We start from the raw sequence: 21,522 nt of genomic DNA on the forward strand, positions 1-21,522 counted from the left end.
TTAAAGAGTCTCTGATCCGGTCAGGCGTTTGATGGTGCTGCGCAGAATCGGGCTGTCGGGCTGTTCCTTGAGGAATTTGCTCCAGATCTGCCGGGCCTCGCGCTGTTTGCCGTTGGCCCACAGGACTTCACCCAGGTGAGCGGCGACTTCCTGGTCGGGGAAGCGCTCCAGGGCCTGGCGCAACAGGCGTTCGGCTTCGTCGAGGTTGCCCAGGCGGAAATTCACCCAGCCAAGGCTGTCGAGCACGGCAGGGTCTTCCGGATTGATCTGATGGGCTTTCTCGATCAGCACCTTGGCTTCATCGTAGCGGGTGGTGCGATCCGACAAGGTGTAGCCGAGGGCGTTGAGCGCCATGGCGTTGTCGGGATCACGCTGGATGATCAGACGCAGGTCCTCTTCCATCTGGGCCAGGTCATTGCGTTTTTCCGCCAGCATGGATCGGGTATACAACAGGTTCAGGTCGTCCGGGTATTGCTTCAAGGCTTGTTGCAGCACGGCCCAGGCCTTGTCGCTCTGGTTGTTCGCCGCCAGGGTCTCGGCCTCGATCAGGTAGAGCTGGATGCCGTAGTCCGGCTGGGTGTCGCGCTGGATGGCCAGGCGACTCTGGGCCTCGGCCGCCCGACCATTGCCGATCAGGATGTCGGCCTGGCGCAACTGCGCGGGCAGGTAGTCGTTACCCGGGCCGACCTGGGCGTACTCGATCAGCGCGCTTTCGGGGTCGTTGCGTTCTTCGGCGATGCGCCCCAGGTTCAGGTGGGCCGAATCGACGTGGCTTTCGCGGGCGATCAGGTCCTCCAGATAACCCTTGGCTTCTTCCCAGGCCTTGGCTTCCAGGCAGACCAACGCCAGGGAATAGCGCAGGTCGTCGTCTTCAGGATACTGCTGGACCAGGCTGGAGAACTCGACCTTGGCGTCGTCCATGCGGTTGTTTTCCACCAGCATGCGTGCATAGGTGAGGCGCAGGCGTTTGTCGTCCGGGTATTTCTTGATGCTTTTTTCCATCAGCGGCAGGGCTTCATCGCCGCGATTCATGCTTTGCAAGAGGCGGGCGCGCAACAGGATAGGCGCCACTTCGCCGGGTTCCGGCGGGTTGTCCTCCAGTAGCGTGAGGGCACCCTGGGAGTCGCCGTTCTGTTGCAAGAGCAAGGCCTTGCCGAAAATCAGCTGCCCGTTGTTCGGGTGACGCTGCAGCAGGCGGTCGAAACTCTTCATCAGGCCGTCGCGGGTTTCCTGGTCGGTATCGGCCGCAGACAGCGCGAGGAAATCGAAATGGGTATCGCCCTTGCCCAGCAGGACTTTCTCCATATACATCATGGAATCGTCGTAACGGCCCGCGCGCGCCAGTTGCACGGCGGCGGCGCGTTGCGCTTCGAGATCGTCGGGTGCGTTCCTGGCCCAGATCAGCGCCGTATCCAGCGCGGGCTGGTCGGCCCCCAGGTATTCGGCGATGCGAAAGGCCCGCTCGGAGATGCCCGGATCCTGGGTGTTGACGGCCTGGGTCACATAGTTGTCCAAGGCAATATCGAAGCGATTGCGCTGGCCGGCCAGTTCGGCGCTCAACAGGCTGAAGATGGTTTCTTCGCTGAACGATCCGTAGACCTTGGGCTTTTCGGGGGCCGGGGTGCTGTCTTCGACCGGTGGCGTACCGTCCGTCGAGACGGGGGCCATGGACTGGCAGCCGCCGAGGAAGGCAAAAGCGAGGAGCAACGCGAAAGATCTATTCATATAGGAAGAGGGCGACTAACCTGCGGTCGGATCATCATGACACAAGCCATCGGCCAAACATAACCGAGTCTCGGTGGATGCCTCATAGGCACAGGTAATTGTGACAATAGTCGGTGGTAGTTGTTCTGAATCTGACGAAGTAGGACAATTGCCGGCTTCACGTCACCACCAGCGACCTTGAATGGCCTTCCTTGCACTTGGTATCAACCACAAGACTGCTTCAGTAGACGTCCGCGAGCGGGTGGCCTTTACGCCTGAGCAGCTGGTGGAGGCCCTGCAGCAGCTCTGCCGACTCACCGACAGCCGAGAAGCTGCAATTCTCTCCACCTGCAATCGCAGTGAGCTTTATATCGAGCAGGATCACGTTTCGGCCGATTCGGTGCTGCGCTGGCTGGCCCAATACCATGATCTGAGCCTTGAAGAACTGCGCGCCAGTGCTTATGTGCATGAGGACGATGCGGCAGTTCGTCACATGATGCGCGTCGCCTCCGGGCTCGATTCGCTGGTGCTGGGCGAACCGCAGATTCTCGGCCAGATGAAATCGGCCTACGCCGTGGCCCGCGAGGCCGGAACGGTTGGCCCGCTGCTGGGACGTCTGTTCCAGGCCACCTTCAATGCCGCCAAGCAAGTACGCACCGACACGGCCATTGGCGAAAACCCGGTGTCCGTGGCGTTCGCCGCCGTCAGCCTGGCGAAACAGATTTTCAGTGATTTGCAACGCAGCCAGGCGCTGCTGATCGGCGCGGGCGAGACCATTACCCTGGTCGCCCGGCACCTGCACGACCTCGGCGTGAAGCGCATCGTGGTCGCCAACCGCACCCTGGAGCGCGCCAGCACCCTGGCCGAGCAGTTCGGCGCTCATGCAGTGCTGCTCTCGGACATTCCCGCCGAGCTGGTGCACAGCGACATCGTCATCAGTTCCACCGCCAGCCAACTGCCGATCCTCGGCAAGGGCGCGGTGGAAAGCGCCCTGAAGCTGCGCAAGCACAAGCCGATCTTCATGGTCGATATCGCCGTTCCCCGCGACATCGAGCCGGAAGTGGGCGAACTCGACGACGTTTACCTCTACAGTGTCGATGACCTGCACGAAGTCGTTGCCGAGAACCTCAAGAGCCGTCAGGGCGCGGCCCAGGCGGCGGAGGAAATGATCACCGTTGGCGCCGAGGACTTCATGGTGCGCCTGCGCGAGCTGGCGGCGGTGGATGTGCTCAAGGCGTATCGTCAGCAAAGCGAGCGGCTACGCGACGAAGAATTGCAAAAGGCCCAGCGCCTGCTGGCCAACGGCGGCAGCGCCGAAGAGGTGTTGGTGCAACTGGCGCGTGGCCTGACCAACAAATTGCTTCACGCGCCCAGTGTCCAGCTCAAGAAGCTGACCGCCGAAGGCCGCCTCGATGCGCTGGCCATGGCCCAGGAACTTTTCGCCCTCGGTGAAGCTTCACCGGATGGCTTATCGGATAAGAAACCGTAATGAAAGCGTCACTGCTCAATAAGCTGGATATTCTCCAGGACCGTTTCGAGGAACTGACCGCCTTGCTGGGCGATGGCGAAGTCATTTCCGACCAGAACAAATTTCGCACCTACTCCAAGGAGTACGCGGAAGTCGAGCCGATCGTTGCGACCTACAAGCAGTTGCTCAAGGTGCAGAGCGACCTTGAGGGCGCCCAGGCGCTGCTCAAGGACAGCGATCCGGACCTGCGCGAGATGGCCGTGGAAGAAGTTCGCGAAGCCAAGGAGCAACTGGTCGAGCTGGAAAGCAACCTGCAACGCATGCTGTTGCCCAAGGACCCGAACGACGGGCGCAACGTGTTCCTCGAAATCCGCGCCGGCACTGGCGGCGACGAGGCGGCGATCTTTTCCGGCGACCTGTTCCGCATGTATTCGCGCTACGCCGAGCGTCGCGGCTGGCGGGTCGAGATCCTCTCGGAAAACGAAGGCGAACACGGCGGCTATAAAGAAGTTATCGCCCGGGTCGAGGGCGATAACGTCTATGGCAAGTTGAAGTTCGAGTCCGGCGCCCACCGCGTACAACGCGTGCCGGCCACCGAATCCCAGGGGCGCATCCATACGTCCGCCTGCACCGTGGCGGTCTTGCCCGAGCCGGACGAACAGGAAGCCATCGAGATCAACCCGGCGGACCTGCGCGTCGACACCTACCGGTCTTCCGGCGCGGGCGGCCAGCACGTGAACAAGACCGACTCGGCGATTCGCATCACGCACTTGCCTTCGGGCATCGTGGTGGAGTGCCAGGAAGAGCGCTCCCAGCACAAGAACCGGGCGCGGGCGATGGCCTGGTTGTCGGCCAAGCTCAACGACCAGCAGACCAGCGCCGCCGCCAATGCCATCGCCAGCGAACGCAAGTTGCTGGTGGGCTCGGGCGACCGTTCCGAGCGGATCCGTACCTACAACTTTGCCCAGGGCCGGGTCACCGACCACCGTGTCAACCTGACCCTGTATTCCCTCGACGAAATTCTTGCAGGTGGTGTCGACGCCGTCATCGAGCCCTTGCTCGCTGAATACCAGGCCGACCAGCTGGCCGCGATTGGCGAGTAAGCAGAGGTAAACCCATGACCATCATCGCCAGCTTGCTTCGCGCCGCGCAATTGCCGGATTCGCCCAGTCCACGACTGGACGCCGAGCTGTTGCTGGCCGCCGCCCTGGGCAAGTCCCGCAGCTTCCTGCACACCTGGCCCGAGCGAATCGTGCCGAGCGAGGCGGCGCTGTTGTTTTCCGAATACTTGCGTCGCCGTCGCTCCGGCGAGCCGGTGGCTTATATTCTCGGGCAGCAGGGTTTCTGGAAGCTCGACCTGGAAGTCGCGCCCCATACGCTGATCCCCCGACCCGACACTGAACTGTTGGTCGAGACCGCACTGGCATTGTTGCCAGCCACGCCCGCCCGGGTCCTCGACCTTGGCACCGGCAGCGGCGCGATTGCCCTGGCGCTGGCCAGCGAGCGTCCGGCCTGGAACGTCACGGCGGTCGACCGGGTGCTGGAAGCCGTGGCCCTGGCCGAGCGCAATCGCCAGCGCCTGGGCCTGCGCAATGTCACGGTGCTCAGCAGTCACTGGTTCAGCGCCCTGGAAGGCGAGCGTTTCGACCTGATCATCAGCAACCCGCCTTATATAGCCGCCAGCGATCCGCACCTGGCCGAGGGCGATGTGCGCTTCGAGCCGGCCAGTGCGCTGGTGGCGGGGGCGGACGGTCTCGACGACTTGCGTGCAATCATCGCCCAGGCCCCCGATCATCTCGGGGCAGGCGGCTGGCTGATGCTGGAGCACGGTTATGACCAGGCCGAGGCGGTGCGTGGTCTGTTGCAAAAGCAAGAGTTTGCCGAAGTCCACAGTCGCAAGGATCTGGGTAATCACGAACGCATCAGCCTGGGACGCCTGCCGTGCTGAATGATCAAGAACTGCTGCGCTACAGTCGCCAGATTCTGTTGCAGCACATCGACATCGATGGGCAGCTGCGCCTCAAGCAGGGCCGCGTATTGATCATCGGCCTCGGTGGCCTGGGCGCCCCGGTGGCGTTGTACCTGGCCGCCGCTGGCGTCGGCGAGTTGCACCTGGCGGATTTCGACACGGTCGACCTGACCAACCTTCAGCGACAGATCATTCACGACACCGATAGCGTCGGCCTCACCAAGGTCGATTCGGCGGTGCGTCGCCTGACCGCCATCAATCCCGAGGTTCGCCTGGTTTCCCATTCGACCGCCATGGATGAAGACTCCCTGGCCGGCGCGGTGGCGGCGGTGGATGTGGTGCTCGACTGTTCCGACAACTTTGCTACCCGCGAAGCGGTGAATGCGGCGTGTGTCACCGCCGCCAAGCCCCTGGTCAGCGGCGCAGCGATTCGCCTGGAAGGGCAACTGTCGGTATTCGACCCACGTCGCCCTGAAAGTCCTTGTTACCACTGCCTTTACGGGCACGGCAGCGAAGCCGAACTGACCTGCAGCGAAGCCGGTGTGCTCGGGCCGCTGGTGGGTTTGGTAGGCAGTCTCCAGGCGCTGGAAGCCTTGAAGTTGCTGGCGGGTTTCGGTGAGCCCCTGGTGGGGCGCCTGCTGCTGATCGATGCCCTGGGCACGCGTTTTCGCGAACTACGCGTCAAGCGCGATCCGCGCTGCGGTGTCTGCGGTAACCGGCATGCGTGAGGCGCCGGTCGGTGTGTTCGACTCGGGTGTCGGCGGGCTGTCGGTGCTGGGTGAAATCCGTCGGTTGTTGCCCAATGAGTCGCTGCTGTACGTTGGCGACTGCGGGCATATTCCCTATGGCGAAAAAAGCCCGGAATTCATCCGGCAGCGCTGCGCGGTCATTGCCGATTTTTTCCAGCGCGAGGGCGCCAAGGCTTTGGTGGTGGCCTGCAACACCGCGACAGTTGCCGGGGTGGCTGACCTGCGTCGCGACTACCCCGACTGGCCCATCGTTGGTATGGAGCCGGCGGTCAAGCCGGCTGCCGCCGCGACGCGAAGCGGCATCGTTGGCGTGCTGGCAACGACTGGCACCTTGCAGAGCGCCAAATTTGCCGCATTGCTCGACCGCTTCGCCACGGATGTCCGCGTGATCACGCAGCCTTGTCCGGGACTGGTGGAATTGATCGAGGCGGGGGACCTGCACAGTTCGGCCTTGCACCAACTGCTACAAGGCTACGTCAACCCGCTGCTGGCGGCTGGCTGCGACACACTGATCCTTGGCTGTACGCACTATCCATTCCTCAAGCCGTTGCTCAAACAGATGATTCCCGCCCATATCAGTCTGATCGATACGGGCGCCGCCGTGGCCCGGCAACTCCAGCGCTTGTTGGCGGAGCGGGCGCTACTGGCTGACGGGCCTGCCAGCGAAACTCAATTCTGGAGTAGCGCTGATCCGATACATTTAAGAAATATCCTACCGATGCTATGGAATTCGTCTGGCATTGTGCGAAGCTTCGCTCTGTAAAAAAACGTGAAAATTATGTGAATCGTGCTGAACTTCTGATTTGGCGTGGATTTCTATAGCTGTGTCTTCTGTAAGAAAAACTAACTAAGGCTGTCGGAAAAGGATGTTTCTAATGAAGCGTTTATTCTGCTTTGCCGCATTTGCGGCTGCGTTGCTGGGGCACACTTACACCGCACAGGCGGCGGGCGTGGAATTCGGGGTTGGCCAGACCGGCGACTCGACCATGACTTATCGCCTGGGCATGCAATTCGATTGGGACAAGAGCTGGCTGCAGAGCGACGTGGGTCGCCTGACCGGTTACTGGAGCGGTGCCTATACGTACTGGGAGGGGGACGAAACTTCGAGCAACCACAGCCTGTCGTTCTCGCCAGTCCTGGTGTATGAGTTTGCTGGTCAGAACGTGAAGCCTTACATCGAGGCAGGCGTCGGTGTTGCGCTGTTTGAAAACACTGAAATCGAAAGCAACAAGCTCGGCACAGCGTTCCAGTTCGAAGACCGCATCGGCTTTGGCCTGCGCTTCAATGGCGGGCATGAAGTCGGCATCCGTGCCACTCACTATTCCAACGCCGGCATCAAGTCGACCAACGACGGTGTGGAAAGCTACGCATTGCATTACACAATGCCGCTGTAACAAAACGCTTGGGCACAGTGGGAGCGAGCCTGCTCGCGAAGCGTTGGGTCAGTCGGGTTGATATTGGCTGGCCCAGCGCATTCGCGAGCAGGCTCGCTCCCACATAAAAGCTTGTTTTATCTGTACGCCGTTGCAATGCCCTGGCGCTCTTCCAGGCATTCTGGCGCACCCATCTCGAACTCCCGGCAGATCAGTGGGCGCTTTTCGTAGATTGTGCATCTCATGGTGTCGCGATCCAGCGCCGCGCACCAGCCGTCGTCAAGACGCAGCATCACTTCTCCACCCCAGTCATCCGTGTCGATGAAGCGCTCGGGCACGCCGGTGTCGGTGATCAACATGACTTCCAGTTGGCAGCAGCACGCCGCACACGTTGAACACGTGACGGCCGGGGCGGGGATTTCGTGCAGCGGGATGGTCTTCATGGCGCGCAGTGTAAGGCAAGCGCGCTATTCAGGGGCGTCCCTTGATCGGGCACTGGTAACTGTCCGAACGTGAATGCGCGCCCGCCAGCACCGTGTCGTTCGATGGCAATGGCCAAAGCAGGTCCATGGTCATGGCGGGCAGGATCACTTCAAGGGGACGTTCGGTCAGTTGGGTCAGGATGTGATGGGCCGCCGTTTCAGCAGACCAGCGAATCGACGGCGGCAAGCCATCGTCGATGGCCGGCGATGAGTTGTCGAACCCTGGGTGCACGATGGTGACGTCGATGCCATCGCGGGCCAGTTTGCCGCGAGCCGATTCGAATAAAAAGCGCATCCCCTGGTCCCCGGCCTCGAATTGCGAGGGCGGCAGATAGGTCAGCGGGCTGGCGATGCCCACCAGATGGGTCCCGTTGCCGGCGCGCAGCAATGGTGCGGCCGCCTCGATACACAGGCTGGCGGCCAGCAGGTTGCTGCGCACGATGTGTTCGATGATCGATGGGTCGACGGGTTGTCCGCTGATGTATTCGGCGGTTCCGGCGTTGATGATCACGGTATCCAGGGAGCCCCATTCCTGGGCGATTCGCTCGCCCGCCTCGCGTACGGCCTGACTGTCGGTCAAATTGCCGGCCACGATCAGGACCTGTCCTGGATATCTTGCCGAAAGCGCATCGCACGGCAAGCGTGAGCTGACAGCCAGATGGGCGCCGGTACGCAGTATCGATTCGGCCAAAGAGGCGCCAATTCCGTTACCGGCGCCGGTCAGCCAGTATCGCCGTGGCGGTGTCGAACCCATTACTCACTCCTTGTTTACCGGACGATGCGCATTTTTTAACGACTATATCGTCATACTATTGAGAATGGCAGCCCGCATCGGCCGACCCCTATTCGTTCACCGCACAAATCCTCAACCGGCGTCCTGCCGTGACGGCAGGTTTCTGAACGCTGCCAGGGCGCGGGCCCTGGACTGGCTGAGGTCGACGATCGGAGCGGGGTAGTCCACCGCACCAAACAAATCGCCACGGGTATTCGGGCTATGGACATCCGGCTTATCGAGATCGTTCAGTTCGGGTAACCAGCGTTTGATGAACAACCCCTCGCGGTCGAATTTTTCCGATTGGCTCAACGGATTGAAAATCCGGAACCAGGGCGCCGAGTCGGTGCCGGTCGAGGCGCTCCACTGCCAGCCGCCATTGTTTGCCGCCAGGTCACCATCGATCAGGTGCTGCATGAAAAAGCGTTCGCCCTCACGCCAATCGATCAACAGGTTCTTGGTCAGGAACATCGCCACCACCATCCGTAGGCGGTTATGCATCCAGCCGGTCTCCAGCAATTGGCGCATGGCAGCGTCAATGATCGGCAAGCCTGTACGGGCTTCTTTCCACGCCGCCAGTGCCTGGGGGTCGTTGCGCCAGGCCAGGGCCTCGGTTTCCGGGCGGAACGCGCAGTGGCGCGATACGCGGGGGAATCCCACCAGAACGTGTTTATAAAACTCGCGCCAGAGCAGTTCATTGATCCAGGTCACGGTTCCGACGTTTCCGCTTTCGAACTCGCCCTGATTGGCCTGCAGCGCGGCGTGCAGGCACTGGCGCGGTGAAACCACGCCGGCCACCAGATAGGCCGACAACTGGCTGGTCCCGGGTCTGGCCGGAAAATCCCGTTCGCTCTGGTAGTAATCGATGTGTTGCTCGACGAACGACTCGAGCCGGCGCCGGGCTTCGCTTTCGCCGGCGGGCCAGAGATCGCGCAGGTCCGCATTCGGCGGGTTGAATCCTTCAACCTGCGTCGGCAGCGGATCGCTGGCGATGGCCGTAGGTGCCTGCCGAACAGGCGCGGGCACCAGGCTCGGTAACGAAAAATGCAGACGGCTATAGCAGACCTTGCGAAATTGGCTGAACACCTTGAAATAACTGCCGGTCTTGGTCAGGACGCTGCCGGGCTTGAACAGGAGCTGGTCGAGATGGCTGCGAAATTCCACGCCCTCATCCTTTAGCGCCCGGGCGACGTCGGCGTCGCGCCGGGTTTCATTCAGGCCGTATTCCTCGTTGACGTGTACGGCACCGATGCCCAGCTCGCGACATAAAGTGACCAGCACTTGCGGGGCCTGATTCCAATACTCCGTGTTGCGGATCAGCAATGGGATGTTCAGTTCCGCCAGGGCCGTGCTCAATGTCGCGAGGTTGCGCAACCAGAAATCGATCTTGCAGGGTGCATCGTCATGGGCCGCCCATTGCTTCGGGCTCGGCAGGTAGACCGCTACGCAGGGCCCCCGGGCAGCGGCGGCCGCCAGGGCGGTGTTGTCGTGCAGGCGCAAGTCGCTGCGCAGCCAGATCAATTGCATGGTTTTTTCCAACTAGAGGAGTTCTCTGCGGCTCAGTTCGCGATGAGCCGATAGCGGGTCTTCGGCCCAGCTGACGTTGCTCATTGCCGCGCTTGCAGACAGCTTGGCCTGGTGAATCGAGGCGGTGGGGCCGGCGATGATGATCGGGCAGTCGAGCCCGCTCAGCAGCCTGGGCAATTGCGACAGGTTCAGTGCCTGGCTCGAATACAGCAGCACGCCGCGGGCCTTGAGCCGTTCGACCGCCAACGCCAGCTCACCGGCCGGGAGCGGCCCGTCGAACACCTCCACGGGACAGTCGGCGCTGCTTGCCAGCCAGGCGGTGAGCCACAACTGGGGCTCCTGCGGCACCTCGGACTGGTTGATCATCAACAGCGGTGCGCCGCGCAACTGGCGGTTGTTGTGGTAGATCCGGCTGCCGAATTTGCTGCGCAGCCAGGAGTACAGGAAGACCTTTTCCAGCTGCGCGCCGAACTGGCTCTGCCAGCGCAATTGCAACTCGCCCAGCAAGGGCAGGAGCAACTGTTCACAAACAGTCCAAGGCGGATACAGCGCCATGGCCTGGTTTACCGACTCATCGACCTGACGCTCGGCCAGTTGCGTCACCGCCAGCATCAGGGCATGGCGCTGACGTTGCCAGTCGTCTTCCAACGGTTCGCCTGACGGCTGCGGTGTGTCGAGCAACGGTTTTATCTTGCTCACTGCCACGCCACGATCGATCCAGGTGAGGATGCTCAGGATCCGCTGCACATGTTCGCGGTTGAACAAGCGATGGCCCTTGGGCGTACGGTGCGGCACGATCAACCCGTAGCGCCGCTCCCAGGCTCGCAGCGTGACGGCATTGACGCCGGTTTGCCGGGCGACTTCGCGGATCGGCAGCCAGCCCTGCGCGAGGGCCTTGGCGAAATCGGCGCCCAGGTCTTCGCTGGCGCTGGAGTCGAGTTCGTTCTTCATCAAATGGCGTTTCGCAAGCTGAGGTTCTCTGGGTGCGGTTGCAGGTACACCTGTTGGGCGAGATAGGGGTCGGGGTGCTGACGCAGATGATGCTTGAGCAATGTGAGCGGCACCACCAGTGGCACGATACCAAGACGGTATTGCCCGATCAGGTGCTGCACCTCCTGCTTGTCATCGGCATCGATGGCACGCTTGAGGTAACCGCTCAGGTGCTGCAGGACGTTGGTGTGCGTGCGTCGGGTGGCGCATTTCTTCAAGGCCGCCATCAGCGCGCTGAAATAACGCTGGCCCAGTTCGTCCGGATCGGCCTTGCCCATGTTGCCCAACATGTTGCCCAACGCCTTGTATTGCTCAGGGTTGTGGGCCATCAACAGGTACTTGTAGCGTGAGTGAAATTCAATCAGGTCGCGTCGGGTCAGCCCGCGGCGGCGCAGCGGTTGCCAGGCGGCATAGGCGAATACACGGGTCAGAAAGTTCTCGCGCAGTACCGGATCGTTGAGGCGGCCGTCTTCTTCCACCGGCAAGTCGGGGTGGCGCTCGCAAAAGGCCTGGGCGTAGACACCACGTCCACCGCCGTCCTGCGGGACGCCGTTGTGGTCGTAGACCTTGACCCGCTCCAGCCCGCAGGACGGCGACTTCTGCATGAAGATATAGCCGCAGATGTCATCCAGCTCAGCGGCCATTTGTTGACCGTAATCGGCCAATGGCTGGGTCACGTCGAGGTCTCGCTTCACCGTGCCGACCGCGTCGGGGCGCGCGGGGTTGCCAACCAGCCGGATCGGCTCGCGCGGGACGCCCAGGCCAATGGCGACTTCCGGACACACCGGCACGAAATCGAAGTATTCGACCAGCGTGCGGCTGCACAACGGCGATTGCTTGTGACCACCATTGAAGCGCACTTCAGCGCCCATCAGGCAGGCGCTGATGGCAATTTTCGGTTTGGCGATAGCTTCGTTGGGCATGGGCGACCTCTGCTGGGTAAATCTTGTACATGTACTATTGTTTGTACAATATTTTCATCATAGGTCGGTACGCGAACAAGTCAACCGATTGTTCCAGGCCGAAGGGCGGCGTCGTGACCTGGCCGCCGGCTGCTGCCTCTCACGACAGCAGCGGATGGCTTGGGGAATGCGCTCACTGAAGGCTGGCGTGCAAGCGACGGGCGGCATCCTGGCCACTGAGCCATGCTCCTTCGACCCGGCCGGACAGGCACCAGTCTCCGCACACATACAAGCCCAGGTCGGCATCGGCCAGGGCGCCCCATTCGTGGCTGCCGGCGGGACGGGCATACAGCCAGCGATGGGCCACGCTGAAGCTCGGCGCGGGCATCGCGCTGTGCAGCAGTTCTGCGAAGGCGCCGTGCAAATGCTCGATCACCGCTTCCTTGGGCATGTCGATGTGCTGGCGGCTCCAGTCGCTGGTTGCATGCAGCACCCAGGTGTCGAGCTTGGCGTCGCGCCCTGGTTTACTGCGGTTGCGGGCCAGCCAGTCGAGGGGGCTGTCCTGGACGAAGCAGCCCTCCATGGGCGTATCCAGGGGTTGTTCAAAGGCCAGCGCCACTGCCCAGGTGGGGTCCATTTTCACCCCGGCGGCGACGCCGGCCAGTTTCGGCACGGCGGCGAGCAACGCCGTGGCCTGGGGCGCGGGCGTGGCAATCACGACCTGGCCGAACGGGCCGTGGGTAAACCCTTCGGCGTCCTGCAGGTGCCAGTGTTCCTGGCCACGAAAGACCTCGGTGATGCGGCAGGAAAACTGCACCTGCAGCTCGCCGAGCAGGGCGCGGGTAATCGCGCTCATGCGCGGGGTACCGACCCAGCGGGTCTGCTCGTCCGGCGAGGGGCTCATCTGCCCGTCCTGGAAGTGATAGAGCTGCGGGTTCCATTCCGCCGCCCAGCCGTTGGCTTGCCAGCGCTGGACTTCCGTGACGAAGCGCCGATCCCGGGCGGTGAAATATTGTGCGCCCATGTCCAGCGCGCCGGCGTCGCTGCGCTTGCTGGACATGCGGCCGCCGCTGCCATGGCTTTTATCGAAGAGTTGAACGACATGCCCGGCCTCCGTCAGGGCCTGGGCGGCTGAAAGTCCGGCGATGCCGGTGCCGATGATTGCGATGGGTACAGTCATGAGGGCCTCGTTTACCTTTCTGTACAGACTACGCCGTCGTTTAATCCTGTACAATTCTGGTTTTTGGTATAAGTTTTACCGTTCGCGTTTTGGCGGGTTGTCCTATTGTTAGGTACAGACCCTGTCCGATATGAAAAATGCCTACTTATAAAAATAGACTAATGGGCCAGGTAAAACGCGAGCCGAGGAACATCTCATGCACATATTGCTGACCGGCGGTACTGGTTTGATCGGACGTCAACTCTGCCGGCACTGGCTGGAGCAGGGACATCGCCTGACGGTCTGGAGTCGTCGGCCCGAACAGGTGGCGAAAATCTGTGGCGCGCAGGTGCGCGGTATCGCCAGCCTCGATGAGCTTGGCGAGCCGGTGGACGCGGTCGTCAACCTTGCCGGCGCGCCTATCGGCGACAGGCCCTGGAGCCATAAACGCAAGATGCTGCTGTGGAGCAGCCGCGTCACGCTGACCGAGGTTCTGCTGGCCTGGCTGGAGCGTTGCGAACAGAAACCGCGGGTGCTGATTTCCGGCTCTGCGGTGGGCTGGTATGGCGACGGCGGCGAGCGGGAGTTGACCGAAGAATCCGGGCCGGTCAGCGAAGACTTCGCCAGCCAGTTGTGCATCGCCTGGGAAGAAACCGCGCAACGTGCAGAAGCCCTGGGCATACGTGTGGTGCTGGTTCGCACCGGCCTGGTCCTGTCTGCAGAGGGCGGCTTTTTGTCGCGGCTGTTGCTGCCGTTCAAACTGGCAATGGGCGGGCGTATCGGCAGCGGGCGGCAGTGGATGCCCTGGATTCATATCGACGATCAAATCGCCCTGATTGATTTTCTTCTGCACCGCAGCGATGCCAGCGGTCCTTATAATGCCTGCGCACCGAACCCGGTGCGCAACCGCGATTTCGCCAAGGCCCTGGGGCACGTACTGCATCGCCCGGCCGTGGTGCCGATGCCGGAGCTTGCGTTGAAAATCGCATTGGGGGAATTGTCATTGCTGTTGCTGGGAGGCCAGCGCGCCACGCCCGCCCGATTGCAGGCGGCGGGGTTTTCATTCCGGTTCACTGAGTTGTCTGCGGCCCTGGAAGATTTGTCGGGTCGCCTTTGAAATAGGACGTTGCATGACCGATCACGCGTTGCTTCTGGTGAATCTGGGTTCGCCTGCCTCCACCTCGGTGGCCGATGTACGCCGCTACCTCAACCAATTTCTGATGGACCCCTACGTCATCGACCTGCCATGGCCGGTGCGGCGGCTACTGGTGTCGCTGATCCTGGTCAAGCGCCCCGAGCAATCGGCCCACGCCTATGCCTCGATCTGGTGGGAGGAGGGCTCGCCGCTGGTGGTCCTCAGTCGCCGCCTGCAACAGGCCATGAAAGCGCAATGGACCCAGGGCCCGGTGGAGCTGGCAATGCGTTATGGCGAGCCATCGATCGAATCGACCCTGGTGCGCCTGGCAAGCCAGGGACACACCAAAATCACCCTGGCGCCGCTGTATCCGCAGTTCGCCGACAGCACCGTGACCACGGTCATCGAAGAAGCCAAGCGGGTAGTGCGCGAGAAAAAGCTCAAGGTGCAGTTCTCGATTCTCCAGCCCTTCTATGACCAGCCGGAATATATCGATGCCCTGGTTGCCAGCGCCAAGCCGTACCTGATGCAGGATTACGATCATCTGTTGCTGAGTTTCCATGGCCTGCCGGAACGGCACCTGACCAAGCTCGACCCTACGGGCTATCACTGCTTCAAGGACGCCGATTGCTGCCGGAACGCGCCGCCGGAAGTCATGGCCACGTGTTACCGCGCCCAGTGTATTCGTACCGCCGAGCTGTTCGCCCGGCAGATGGGGCTAGCGGATGGCAAATGGTCGGTGTCGTTTCAGTCGCGACTGGGACGGGCCAAGTGGATCGAACCTTATACCGAGGCGCGCCTGGACGAACTGGCCAAAAGCGGCGTGAAGAAAGTACTGGTGATGTGCCCGGCATTCGTTGCCGATTGCATCGAGACGCTGGAAGAAATCGGCGACCGCGGGCGCGAGCAGTTTCGCGAAGCGGGAGGGGAGGAGTTGGTACTGGTGCCGTGTCTCAATGACGATCCGCAGTGGGCGAAGGTGTTGAGCACCCTTTGCGAGCGGGCGCCGATTGCTTTGTGAGGTTCAAGGGCCTCATCGCGAGCAAGCTCGCTCCCACAGTGGATCTCGAGTGGTCACAAAATTTGTGTTCACAACAGATCCCCTTGTGGGAGCGAGCTTGCTCGCGATGGCTTTCTGACTGACAACAAAGTACTTCAGATCAGCGGCTCATCCGCCTTCTTCTGCTTCCAGCCATCGTTGCCCGGCAAGATCAGGTTCAACGCGATCGCCACCACGGCGCACAGCGCGATGCCCTTGAGGCCGAAGTCGTCCGGGCCGGTACCGGTGCCGACCAGTACGCCGCCGATGCCGAACACCAGCGTCACCGAAACGATCACCAGGTTGCGTGCTTCGCCCAGGTCGATCTTGTGGCGGATCAGCGTATTCATGCCCACCGCCGCGATCGAACCGAACAACAGGCACAGGATCCCGCCCATCACCGGCACCGGGATGCTTTGCAGCAGTGCGCCGAACTTGCCGATGAACGCCAGGCTGATCGCGAAGATCGAGGCCCAGGTCATGATCTTCGGGTTGTAGTTCTTGGTCAGCATCACCGCGCCAGTCACTTCGGCATAGGTGGTGTTGGGCGGGCCGCCGAACAGGCCGGCTGCGGTGGTGGCGATACCGTCACCGAACAGCGTGCGGTGCAGGCCGGGTTTTTTCAGGTAGTCGCGACCGGTCACGCTACCCACGGCGATCACTCCGCCGATGTGCTCGATCGCTGGCGCCAGGGCTACCGGCACGATGAACAGGATCGCTTGCCAGTTGAATTCCGGCGCGGTGAAGGCCGGCAGGGCGAACCAGGGGGCGGCGGCGATTTTCGCGGTGTCGACGACGCCGAAGAAAAACGCCATGGCAAAACCCACTAATACGCCGGAGATGATCGGCACCAGGCGGAAGATGCCTTTGCCGAACACGGCGACGATCAGGGTAGTGAGCAACGCCGGCATCGAGATCAGCATCGCGGTCTGATAAGGAATCAGCTCGGTGCCGTCGCCGGCCTTGCCCATCGCCATATTTGCAGCGATCGGCGCCATCGCCAGGCCGATGGAAATAATCACCGGGCCGATTACTACTGGCGGCAACAGCCGGTCAATGAAGCCGGTGCCCTTGATCTTCACCGCCAGGCCCAGGAACGTATAGACAAAACCGGCCGCCATCACGCCGCCCATGGTCGCGGCCAGGCCGAACTGGCCCTTGGCGAGAATGATCGGCGTGATGAAAGCAAAACTCGACGCCAGGAATACCGGCACCTGACGCCCGGTAACGATCTGGAACAGGATCGTCCCCAGGCCCGCCGTGAACAGCGCCACGTTCGGGTCCAGGCCAGTGATCAGCGGCATCAGCACCAGCGCGCCGAAGGCGACGAACAGCATCTGTGCGCCGGACAGCACCTGACGCCAGAGCGGATCGTTGAATTCGTCCTGCATGCTCAGGCGTCCTTCTGCTTGGTGCCGAAGATCTTGTCGCCGGCATCGCCCAGGCCCGGGATGATGTAGCCGTGTTCGTTGAGTTTCTGGTCAATGGAGGCGGTGTAGATGGTCACGTCGGGGTGGGCATCTTCCACGGCCTGGATGCCTTCGGGCGCGGCGACCAGGACCATGGCGCGGATGTCCCGGCAACCGGCTTTTTTCAGCAGGTCGATGGTGGCAACCATGGAGCTGCCGGTGGCGAGCATCGGGTCGATGATCATCGCCAGGCGCTCGTCGATTTCCGGCACCAGTTTTTCCAGGTAGGTATGGGCCTGCAGGGTTTCCTCGTTGCGGGCCACGCCGACGGCGCTGACCTTGGCACCCGGAATCAGGCTCAGGACGCCTTCGAGCATGCCGATACCGGCACGCAGGATCGGCACCACGGTAATCTTCTTGCCGGCGATTTTTTCCACCTGCACCGTGCCCGCCCAACCGGCGATCTCGTAGGATTCCAGCGGCAGGTCCTTGGTGGCTTCGTAGGTGAGCAGGGCACCGACTTCCTGGGCGAGCTCGCGGAAGTTCTTCGTGCTGATGTCGGCGCGGCGCATCAGGCCGAGTTTATGTCTGATCAGCGGGTGGCGGATCTCGAGGATGGGCATGGGGAAGGCTCCGGCGGCGGGCAAAAAAACCGGCCTAGATTAATCTATCCGAGGGTGTTGTCCTATAGACAATACAGAACGTTAGTCCACAAACGCTTGATCTGGCCGGGCGGGATGCGTACCTTTGCCCGCTTTTCCGCAAACGCCACCCTTGGAGAGCGCCATGTCCGCTGATCTCGAGCATATCCGTCAAGTCATGCGAGAGGCTGACTGCCTGTACACCGAAGCTGAAGTCGAAGCGGCCATTGCCCGTGTCGGTGCGCAAATCAACGATCAGTTGGCTGACCGCAACCCGGTGGTGTTCTGCGTGATGAATGGCGGGCTGATTTTCTCCGGCAAGCTGCTGACCTGCCTGAACTTCCCGTTGGAAGCTTCCTACCTGCACGCCACCCGCTATCGCAACGAAACCAGCGGCGGCGACCTGTTCTGGAAAGCCAAGCCGGAAGTCTCGTTCATCGACCGCGACGTGCTGATCATCGACGATATCCTCGATGAAGGTCACACCCTGGGCGCGATCATCGACTTCTGCAAACACGCTGGCGCCCGTGCCGTACATACCGCCGTGCTGATCGACAAGGACCACGACCGCAAGGCCCGTCCCGACCTGAAGGCCGACTTCGTCGGGCTGCCGTGCATCGATCGCTACATCTTTGGCTACGGCATGGACTACAAAGGCTACTGGCGTAACGCCAATGGTATTTTTGCCGTCAAGGGGATGTAACCGTATGGATCGGCCAACGTTCCTGGACCAAGCCCTGTTCGATGAACTGGCCGAGAAAGCCGCGGCCAATCCCCGTGGACGGCAACACCACAACCTTCACCAGATGGACGAACCGTGCCACCGCATGGCGGTGGGCTTGCAGCCGTCTACCTACATCCCGCCGCATCGCCATTTGAGCGCCGACAAGGCGGAAACCCTGCTGGTGCTCAGGGGCCGGCTCGGTGTGTTGATCTTCGATGAAACCGGGACGGTGATCGACAAGCGAATCCTCCAGGCCGGTGCTGATTGCCTCGGTATCGACCTGCCGGCCGGGGTATATCACGGCCTGGTCGTGCTTGAAGCCGACAGCCTGATGTTCGAATGCAAGGCCGGCCCGTACCGGCCGGTGGGCGACGGCGAGCTGGCTCATTGGGCCCCCCGCGAAGGTGAACCCGGCGTGGCGCAATACCAGGCCTGGATGCGCGCTCAGTTCGATTGATCGGTATCCCCTGTGGCAAGGACGCTTTTGTGGCGAGGGAGCTTGCTCCCGCTCGGTTGCGCAGCAACCGCAAGATGGCCTGCTGCGCACTGGAGCGCCAGCCGGCCCAGCGGGAGCAAGCTCCCTCGCCACACAATCAAACCAGTCTTGAATGCGCTTCGCTCGCGGCCAGCCAGCGCTCACTTTTGCTCCGCGCCTGTTCCAGCGTCTGCACATACGCCAACTGCCGCTGCTCGCGATGGACCCCGGCGCGGCGCAGTTTCAGGCGCACCCTCGGTGCGGTCGCGACCAGGATCAGGCCGATGCCCTGCTTTCGATAGTCCCTGAGGATATTTTCCAGCGCGGCCAGGGCCGTCATGTCCAGCATCGGCACGGCGCTCATGTCCACGACCACCACCCGGACACCCGGGTCGAAGCGGCGTAATACATCCAGGGCCTTCTCCGCCGCACCGAAGAACAGCGGCCCCCGAATGGCGTAGCAGCGAACATGCTCGGGCATGTCCAGCAAGGCCTGGTGGGCATGGCGTGGCAGTTCAGCGCTGTCGGTCAGTTCGCTCATGCGCTTGATGAACAGCCCGGCGGCCAACAACAGGCCGACGGCGACGGCCAGGACCATGTCGAACAGTACCGTCAGGCCCAGGCAGGTCAGCAGCACCAGCACGTCGCTGCGCGGGGCGATGCGCAGGGTATGCAGCACATGCCCGGCCTCGCTCATGTTCCAGGCGACCATCACCAGCAACGCCGCCAGTGCCGCCATCGGCAAATAACTGAACAGCGGCGCGAGCAACACAATCGCCACCAGCACCACCAGGCTGTGAATGATTGCCGCCAGGGGCGATGACGCGCCGCTGCGCACGTTGGTTGCGCTGCGGGCAATTGCGGCGGTGGCGGTGATGCCGCCGAACAACGGCGCCACGAGGTTGCCCAGGCCTTGGCCGATCAATTCGGCGTTGGGGTCGTGCCTGCTCCCGGTCATGCCATCCGCCACCACGGCGCAGAGCAATGACTCGATGGCGCCGAGCATGGCGATGGCGAAGGCCGGGCCCAGTAATTGGCGGAACAGGTCATAGGAAAGTATCAACGCACCGCCCTGGCCATTCGGCAAGTTCCAGGGCCAGTCGAAGCGCGGCAGGAAAGGCGGGATGCCGGGGTAGACGATGCCGTCGACGACGTAGCTGAAGCGTTCGCCCAGCGTTGCGACCGGCAGCCCGGCGCGCTCGATGGCCAGCCCCAGCAACGCGCCGATCATCAGCGCCACCAGATGGCCCGGGACGCGTGGCACCCAGCGCGGCCAGATTATCAATACGGCCAGACACGCCGCGCCGATAATAGCGTCGCCAAGCCGTGCGCCGGGCAGCGCCACGATCAATTCGCCGAGCTGTTCGATGTAATGCGTGGCCTGGCCCGCAGTGCTCAGGCCCAACAGGTCCTTCAATTGCAGCGTCGCAATCACCACGCCGATCCCGGCGGTGAAACCGAGGATCACCGGATACGGGATGAACTGGATCAAGCGCCCGGCGCGCATCAGCCCCAGCGCAATCAGGATCAGGCCGGCAAGCATTGTGCACAGCAGCAGGCCGCCCAGGCCGTATTGCTGGGTGATGGGCAGCAGGATGACAACGAATGCGGCCGTCGGCCCGCTCACGTTGAATCGCGAGCCGCCGGTCAGGGCAATCAAGGGGGCGGCCACCAGCACGGTGTAAAGACCGTGTTGTGGTGGCACCCCAACGGCGATTGCCAGGGCCATGGCCAGGGGGATAGCGATGATGCCGACCGTAAGCCCGGCTACCAGGTCGCCGCGCAGGCGCTCAAGGGTGTAACCGGCACGCCAGGCTTGGCGCCAGGCGGCGAACAGCGGTGGGGCGGAGAAGGCCATGATGCTCCTCGCATAGACTGGACAATAAACCCGTGGCGAGGGAGCTTGCTCCCGCTGGGCTGCGCAGCAGACCCAAAATGGGCCATTGAAATCTTTCAGACGGAGTGCGCTAGCCGATTTACGACGGCTGCGCCGCCGAGCGGGAGCAAGCTCCCTCGCCACAACGGCATATGCCAGCGGGCCGACACCGATGGCCTCACGGAGTATGCCGCGCCGCAAGCCCTGCTGTATTGACCCGGTCGCATATTTTTTCAAGGAGTGCTAGCGTGCCCGGCCATGCCTTCCGGAGCCTGTCATGAGTGTATCGATCCGTCGCTGTGCCGCTCTGCTGCTGATCTGCGGCCTGCCATTGCTGGCAGTGGCCGCGCCGATGCACAGCCAGTTCCTGCCCCCCGATGACCTGGTGGCGCGTCAGGAACAGCCCGAACAGCAGCAGTTGCTGCAAGTCACCGAGTATTCGGTGGTGCTGGGCAACCAGCGCCCATCCAACCAGCAGCCGATCCCGGTCACTTCGCCGCTGATGGTGCGGCTCAAGGGCAAGCCCCTGAACAAGGGCGCCACCATCAGCCAGGTGATCCTCAATTTTGATGGCGAAAGCAAAAGCCTGAAGAAACCGGTATTCGATGAGGCGAGCAAGACCCTGACGCTGTCTTATCCACAGGCCCAGTACCGGGTGGTGATCGATCTGTTGCGCAATAACACGGTCTACGTGCAGTTCCTCAGCTACGCCAACGGCCATATCTGGGCCGACCTGCACACTGGCGCCGCACGCCCGCGTTGAGCCCCGAGGCCCGCCGGGGGTAAACTGCCCGCCCCGTGAACTGTGCGAGCTGGAGCCGGCAATGCGTAAAGACAAGAAACAAGTGATTGGTGACGAGATTGGCGACGAACAGATCAAGCTGTTCCTCAATTTCGAGCCCGTCGATGCCACTTCGCCGTCGCTGCACAAACTGATCAAGGCCTACCGTGGGCTGCGTGTCGACGATTTCGAGCGTTTCCTGACGTTCTTTGTCGAGGCCGGCCATGACCTCAACGGCAAGGACGAGCACGGTAATGATTTCGTTGCGTTGATCCAGGACCAGCGTAATGCCGAGGAATACATCGAGTTGATCAACAAGGCGCGTGGCTGATTGATTCAGGGCCTGC

The 21,522-nt window shown here is 62.1% G+C and carries 22 protein-coding genes; 12 read left to right on the forward strand and 10 right to left on the reverse strand.

Annotated elements, in window-relative coordinates:
* Positions 1–1,725, reverse strand: a complete 1,725-nt coding sequence (locus tag J3P94_RS05320; RefSeq protein ID WP_434571842.1) for a tetratricopeptide repeat protein — start codon at positions 1,723–1,725, stop codon at positions 1–3.
* 181 nt (positions 1,726–1,906) lie between these two features.
* Between J3P94_RS05320 and hemA the strand changes: the two genes are divergently transcribed.
* The 6 genes from hemA to J3P94_RS05350 all read left to right on the forward strand — a co-directional run bounded on the left by hemA (position 1,907) and on the right by J3P94_RS05350 (position 7,284).
* The gene (gene hemA, locus J3P94_RS05325; protein WP_434571844.1) at positions 1,907–3,193 is read left to right on the forward strand and encodes a glutamyl-tRNA reductase; all 1,287 of its coding nucleotides are present in this window, start codon (positions 1,907–1,909) and stop codon (positions 3,191–3,193) included.
* Positions 3,193–4,275, forward strand: a complete 1,083-nt coding sequence (prfA, locus tag J3P94_RS05330) for a peptide chain release factor 1 (RefSeq protein WP_305498846.1) — start codon at positions 3,193–3,195, stop codon at positions 4,273–4,275. Before hemA ends, prfA begins: the two co-directional genes overlap by 1 nt.
* Positions 4,276–4,289: 14 nt before the next feature.
* Positions 4,290–5,120, forward strand: coding sequence for a peptide chain release factor N(5)-glutamine methyltransferase (gene prmC / locus J3P94_RS05335; protein WP_434571846.1), 831 nt, complete (start codon positions 4,290–4,292; stop codon positions 5,118–5,120).
* Positions 5,114–5,869 (forward strand): molybdopterin-synthase adenylyltransferase MoeB, encoded by a 756-nt coding sequence (locus tag J3P94_RS05340; RefSeq protein ID WP_434571848.1) that lies wholly within the window; start codon positions 5,114–5,116, stop codon positions 5,867–5,869. The genes prmC and J3P94_RS05340 overlap by 7 nt, the downstream gene beginning before the upstream one ends.
* On the forward strand, positions 5,862–6,653 hold the full coding sequence (gene murI, locus J3P94_RS05345; protein ID WP_434571850.1) for a glutamate racemase: 792 nt from the start codon (positions 5,862–5,864) through the stop codon (positions 6,651–6,653). The genes J3P94_RS05340 and murI overlap by 8 nt, the downstream gene beginning before the upstream one ends.
* A gap of 112 nt (positions 6,654–6,765) precedes the next feature.
* Entirely contained in the window at positions 6,766–7,284 is a 519-nt protein-coding gene (locus tag J3P94_RS05350) for an acyloxyacyl hydrolase (protein ID WP_434571851.1), read from the forward strand.
* A 116-nt stretch (positions 7,285–7,400) separates the two neighbouring features.
* On the opposite strand, the gene J3P94_RS05355 is transcribed toward J3P94_RS05350, so the two are convergent.
* From J3P94_RS05355 to J3P94_RS05380, 6 genes are all read right to left on the reverse strand, one after another.
* Positions 7,401–7,706, reverse strand: coding sequence for a YkgJ family cysteine cluster protein (locus J3P94_RS05355; RefSeq protein WP_434571853.1), 306 nt, complete (start codon positions 7,704–7,706; stop codon positions 7,401–7,403).
* 28 nt (positions 7,707–7,734) lie between these two features.
* Positions 7,735–8,499, reverse strand: a complete 765-nt coding sequence (locus J3P94_RS05360; protein WP_434571854.1) for an SDR family NAD(P)-dependent oxidoreductase — start codon at positions 8,497–8,499, stop codon at positions 7,735–7,737.
* A 111-nt stretch (positions 8,500–8,610) separates the two neighbouring features.
* Positions 8,611–10,044, reverse strand: a complete 1,434-nt coding sequence (gene phrB / locus J3P94_RS05365; RefSeq protein WP_434571855.1) for a deoxyribodipyrimidine photo-lyase — start codon at positions 10,042–10,044, stop codon at positions 8,611–8,613.
* Between the two features lie 12 nt (positions 10,045–10,056).
* Positions 10,057–10,995: a MerR family transcriptional regulator gene (locus J3P94_RS05370; RefSeq protein ID WP_434571857.1), complete on the reverse strand. Its 939-nt coding sequence runs from the start codon at positions 10,993–10,995 to the stop codon at positions 10,057–10,059.
* The gene (locus tag J3P94_RS05375) at positions 10,995–11,957 is read right to left on the reverse strand and encodes a YbgA family protein (protein ID WP_434571859.1); all 963 of its coding nucleotides are present in this window, start codon (positions 11,955–11,957) and stop codon (positions 10,995–10,997) included. Before J3P94_RS05375 ends, J3P94_RS05370 begins: the two co-directional genes overlap by 1 nt.
* Before the next feature lie 172 nt (positions 11,958–12,129).
* Positions 12,130–13,116, reverse strand: a complete 987-nt coding sequence (locus tag J3P94_RS05380; RefSeq protein ID WP_434571861.1) for an NAD(P)/FAD-dependent oxidoreductase — start codon at positions 13,114–13,116, stop codon at positions 12,130–12,132.
* Between the two features lie 196 nt (positions 13,117–13,312).
* On the opposite strand from J3P94_RS05380, the gene J3P94_RS05385 reads away from it, so the two are divergent.
* A complete protein-coding gene (locus J3P94_RS05385) occupies positions 13,313–14,212 on the forward strand; it encodes a TIGR01777 family oxidoreductase (RefSeq protein WP_434571863.1) in 900 nt (299 codons plus the stop codon).
* A 13-nt stretch (positions 14,213–14,225) separates the two neighbouring features.
* Positions 14,226–15,251, forward strand: coding sequence for a ferrochelatase (gene hemH / locus J3P94_RS05390; protein ID WP_434571865.1), 1,026 nt, complete (start codon positions 14,226–14,228; stop codon positions 15,249–15,251).
* Positions 15,252–15,385: 134 nt separating this feature from the next.
* Here the strand turns inward: hemH and J3P94_RS05395 are convergent, their stop codons facing one another.
* Both J3P94_RS05395 and upp read right to left on the reverse strand, forming a co-directional pair.
* Positions 15,386–16,660, reverse strand: coding sequence for a uracil-xanthine permease family protein (locus J3P94_RS05395; protein ID WP_434571867.1), 1,275 nt, complete (start codon positions 16,658–16,660; stop codon positions 15,386–15,388).
* A gap of 2 nt (positions 16,661–16,662) precedes the next feature.
* Positions 16,663–17,301, reverse strand: coding sequence for a uracil phosphoribosyltransferase (upp, locus tag J3P94_RS05400; RefSeq protein WP_434571869.1), 639 nt, complete (start codon positions 17,299–17,301; stop codon positions 16,663–16,665).
* Between the two features lie 163 nt (positions 17,302–17,464).
* Between upp and J3P94_RS05405 the strand changes: the two genes are divergently transcribed.
* Positions 17,465–18,022 (forward strand): hypoxanthine-guanine phosphoribosyltransferase, encoded by a 558-nt coding sequence (locus tag J3P94_RS05405; protein ID WP_434571871.1) that lies wholly within the window; start codon positions 17,465–17,467, stop codon positions 18,020–18,022.
* Between the two features lie 4 nt (positions 18,023–18,026).
* Positions 18,027–18,500 carry a WbuC family cupin fold metalloprotein gene (locus tag J3P94_RS05410; RefSeq protein ID WP_434571872.1) on the forward strand — a complete coding sequence of 158 codons (474 nt, stop codon included), beginning with the start codon at positions 18,027–18,029 and terminating at the stop codon, positions 18,498–18,500.
* A gap of 136 nt (positions 18,501–18,636) precedes the next feature.
* On the opposite strand, the gene dauA is transcribed toward J3P94_RS05410, so the two are convergent.
* Positions 18,637–20,376, reverse strand: a complete 1,740-nt coding sequence (gene dauA, locus J3P94_RS05415) for a C4-dicarboxylic acid transporter DauA (RefSeq protein WP_434571873.1) — start codon at positions 20,374–20,376, stop codon at positions 18,637–18,639.
* Positions 20,377–20,671: 295 nt separating this feature from the next.
* Between dauA and J3P94_RS05420 the strand changes: the two genes are divergently transcribed.
* Both J3P94_RS05420 and J3P94_RS05425 read left to right on the forward strand, forming a co-directional pair.
* On the forward strand, positions 20,672–21,157 hold the full coding sequence (locus J3P94_RS05420) for a hypothetical protein (RefSeq protein ID WP_434571875.1): 486 nt from the start codon (positions 20,672–20,674) through the stop codon (positions 21,155–21,157).
* A 61-nt stretch (positions 21,158–21,218) separates the two neighbouring features.
* Positions 21,219–21,506 (forward strand): PA4642 family protein, encoded by a 288-nt coding sequence (locus J3P94_RS05425; RefSeq protein ID WP_434571877.1) that lies wholly within the window; start codon positions 21,219–21,221, stop codon positions 21,504–21,506.
* Positions 21,507–21,522 lie beyond the last annotated feature (16 nt).

This window comes from Pseudomonas sp. Z3-8 (assembly GCF_051131975.1).
GTDB lineage: Bacteria > Pseudomonadota > Gammaproteobacteria > Pseudomonadales > Pseudomonadaceae > Aquipseudomonas.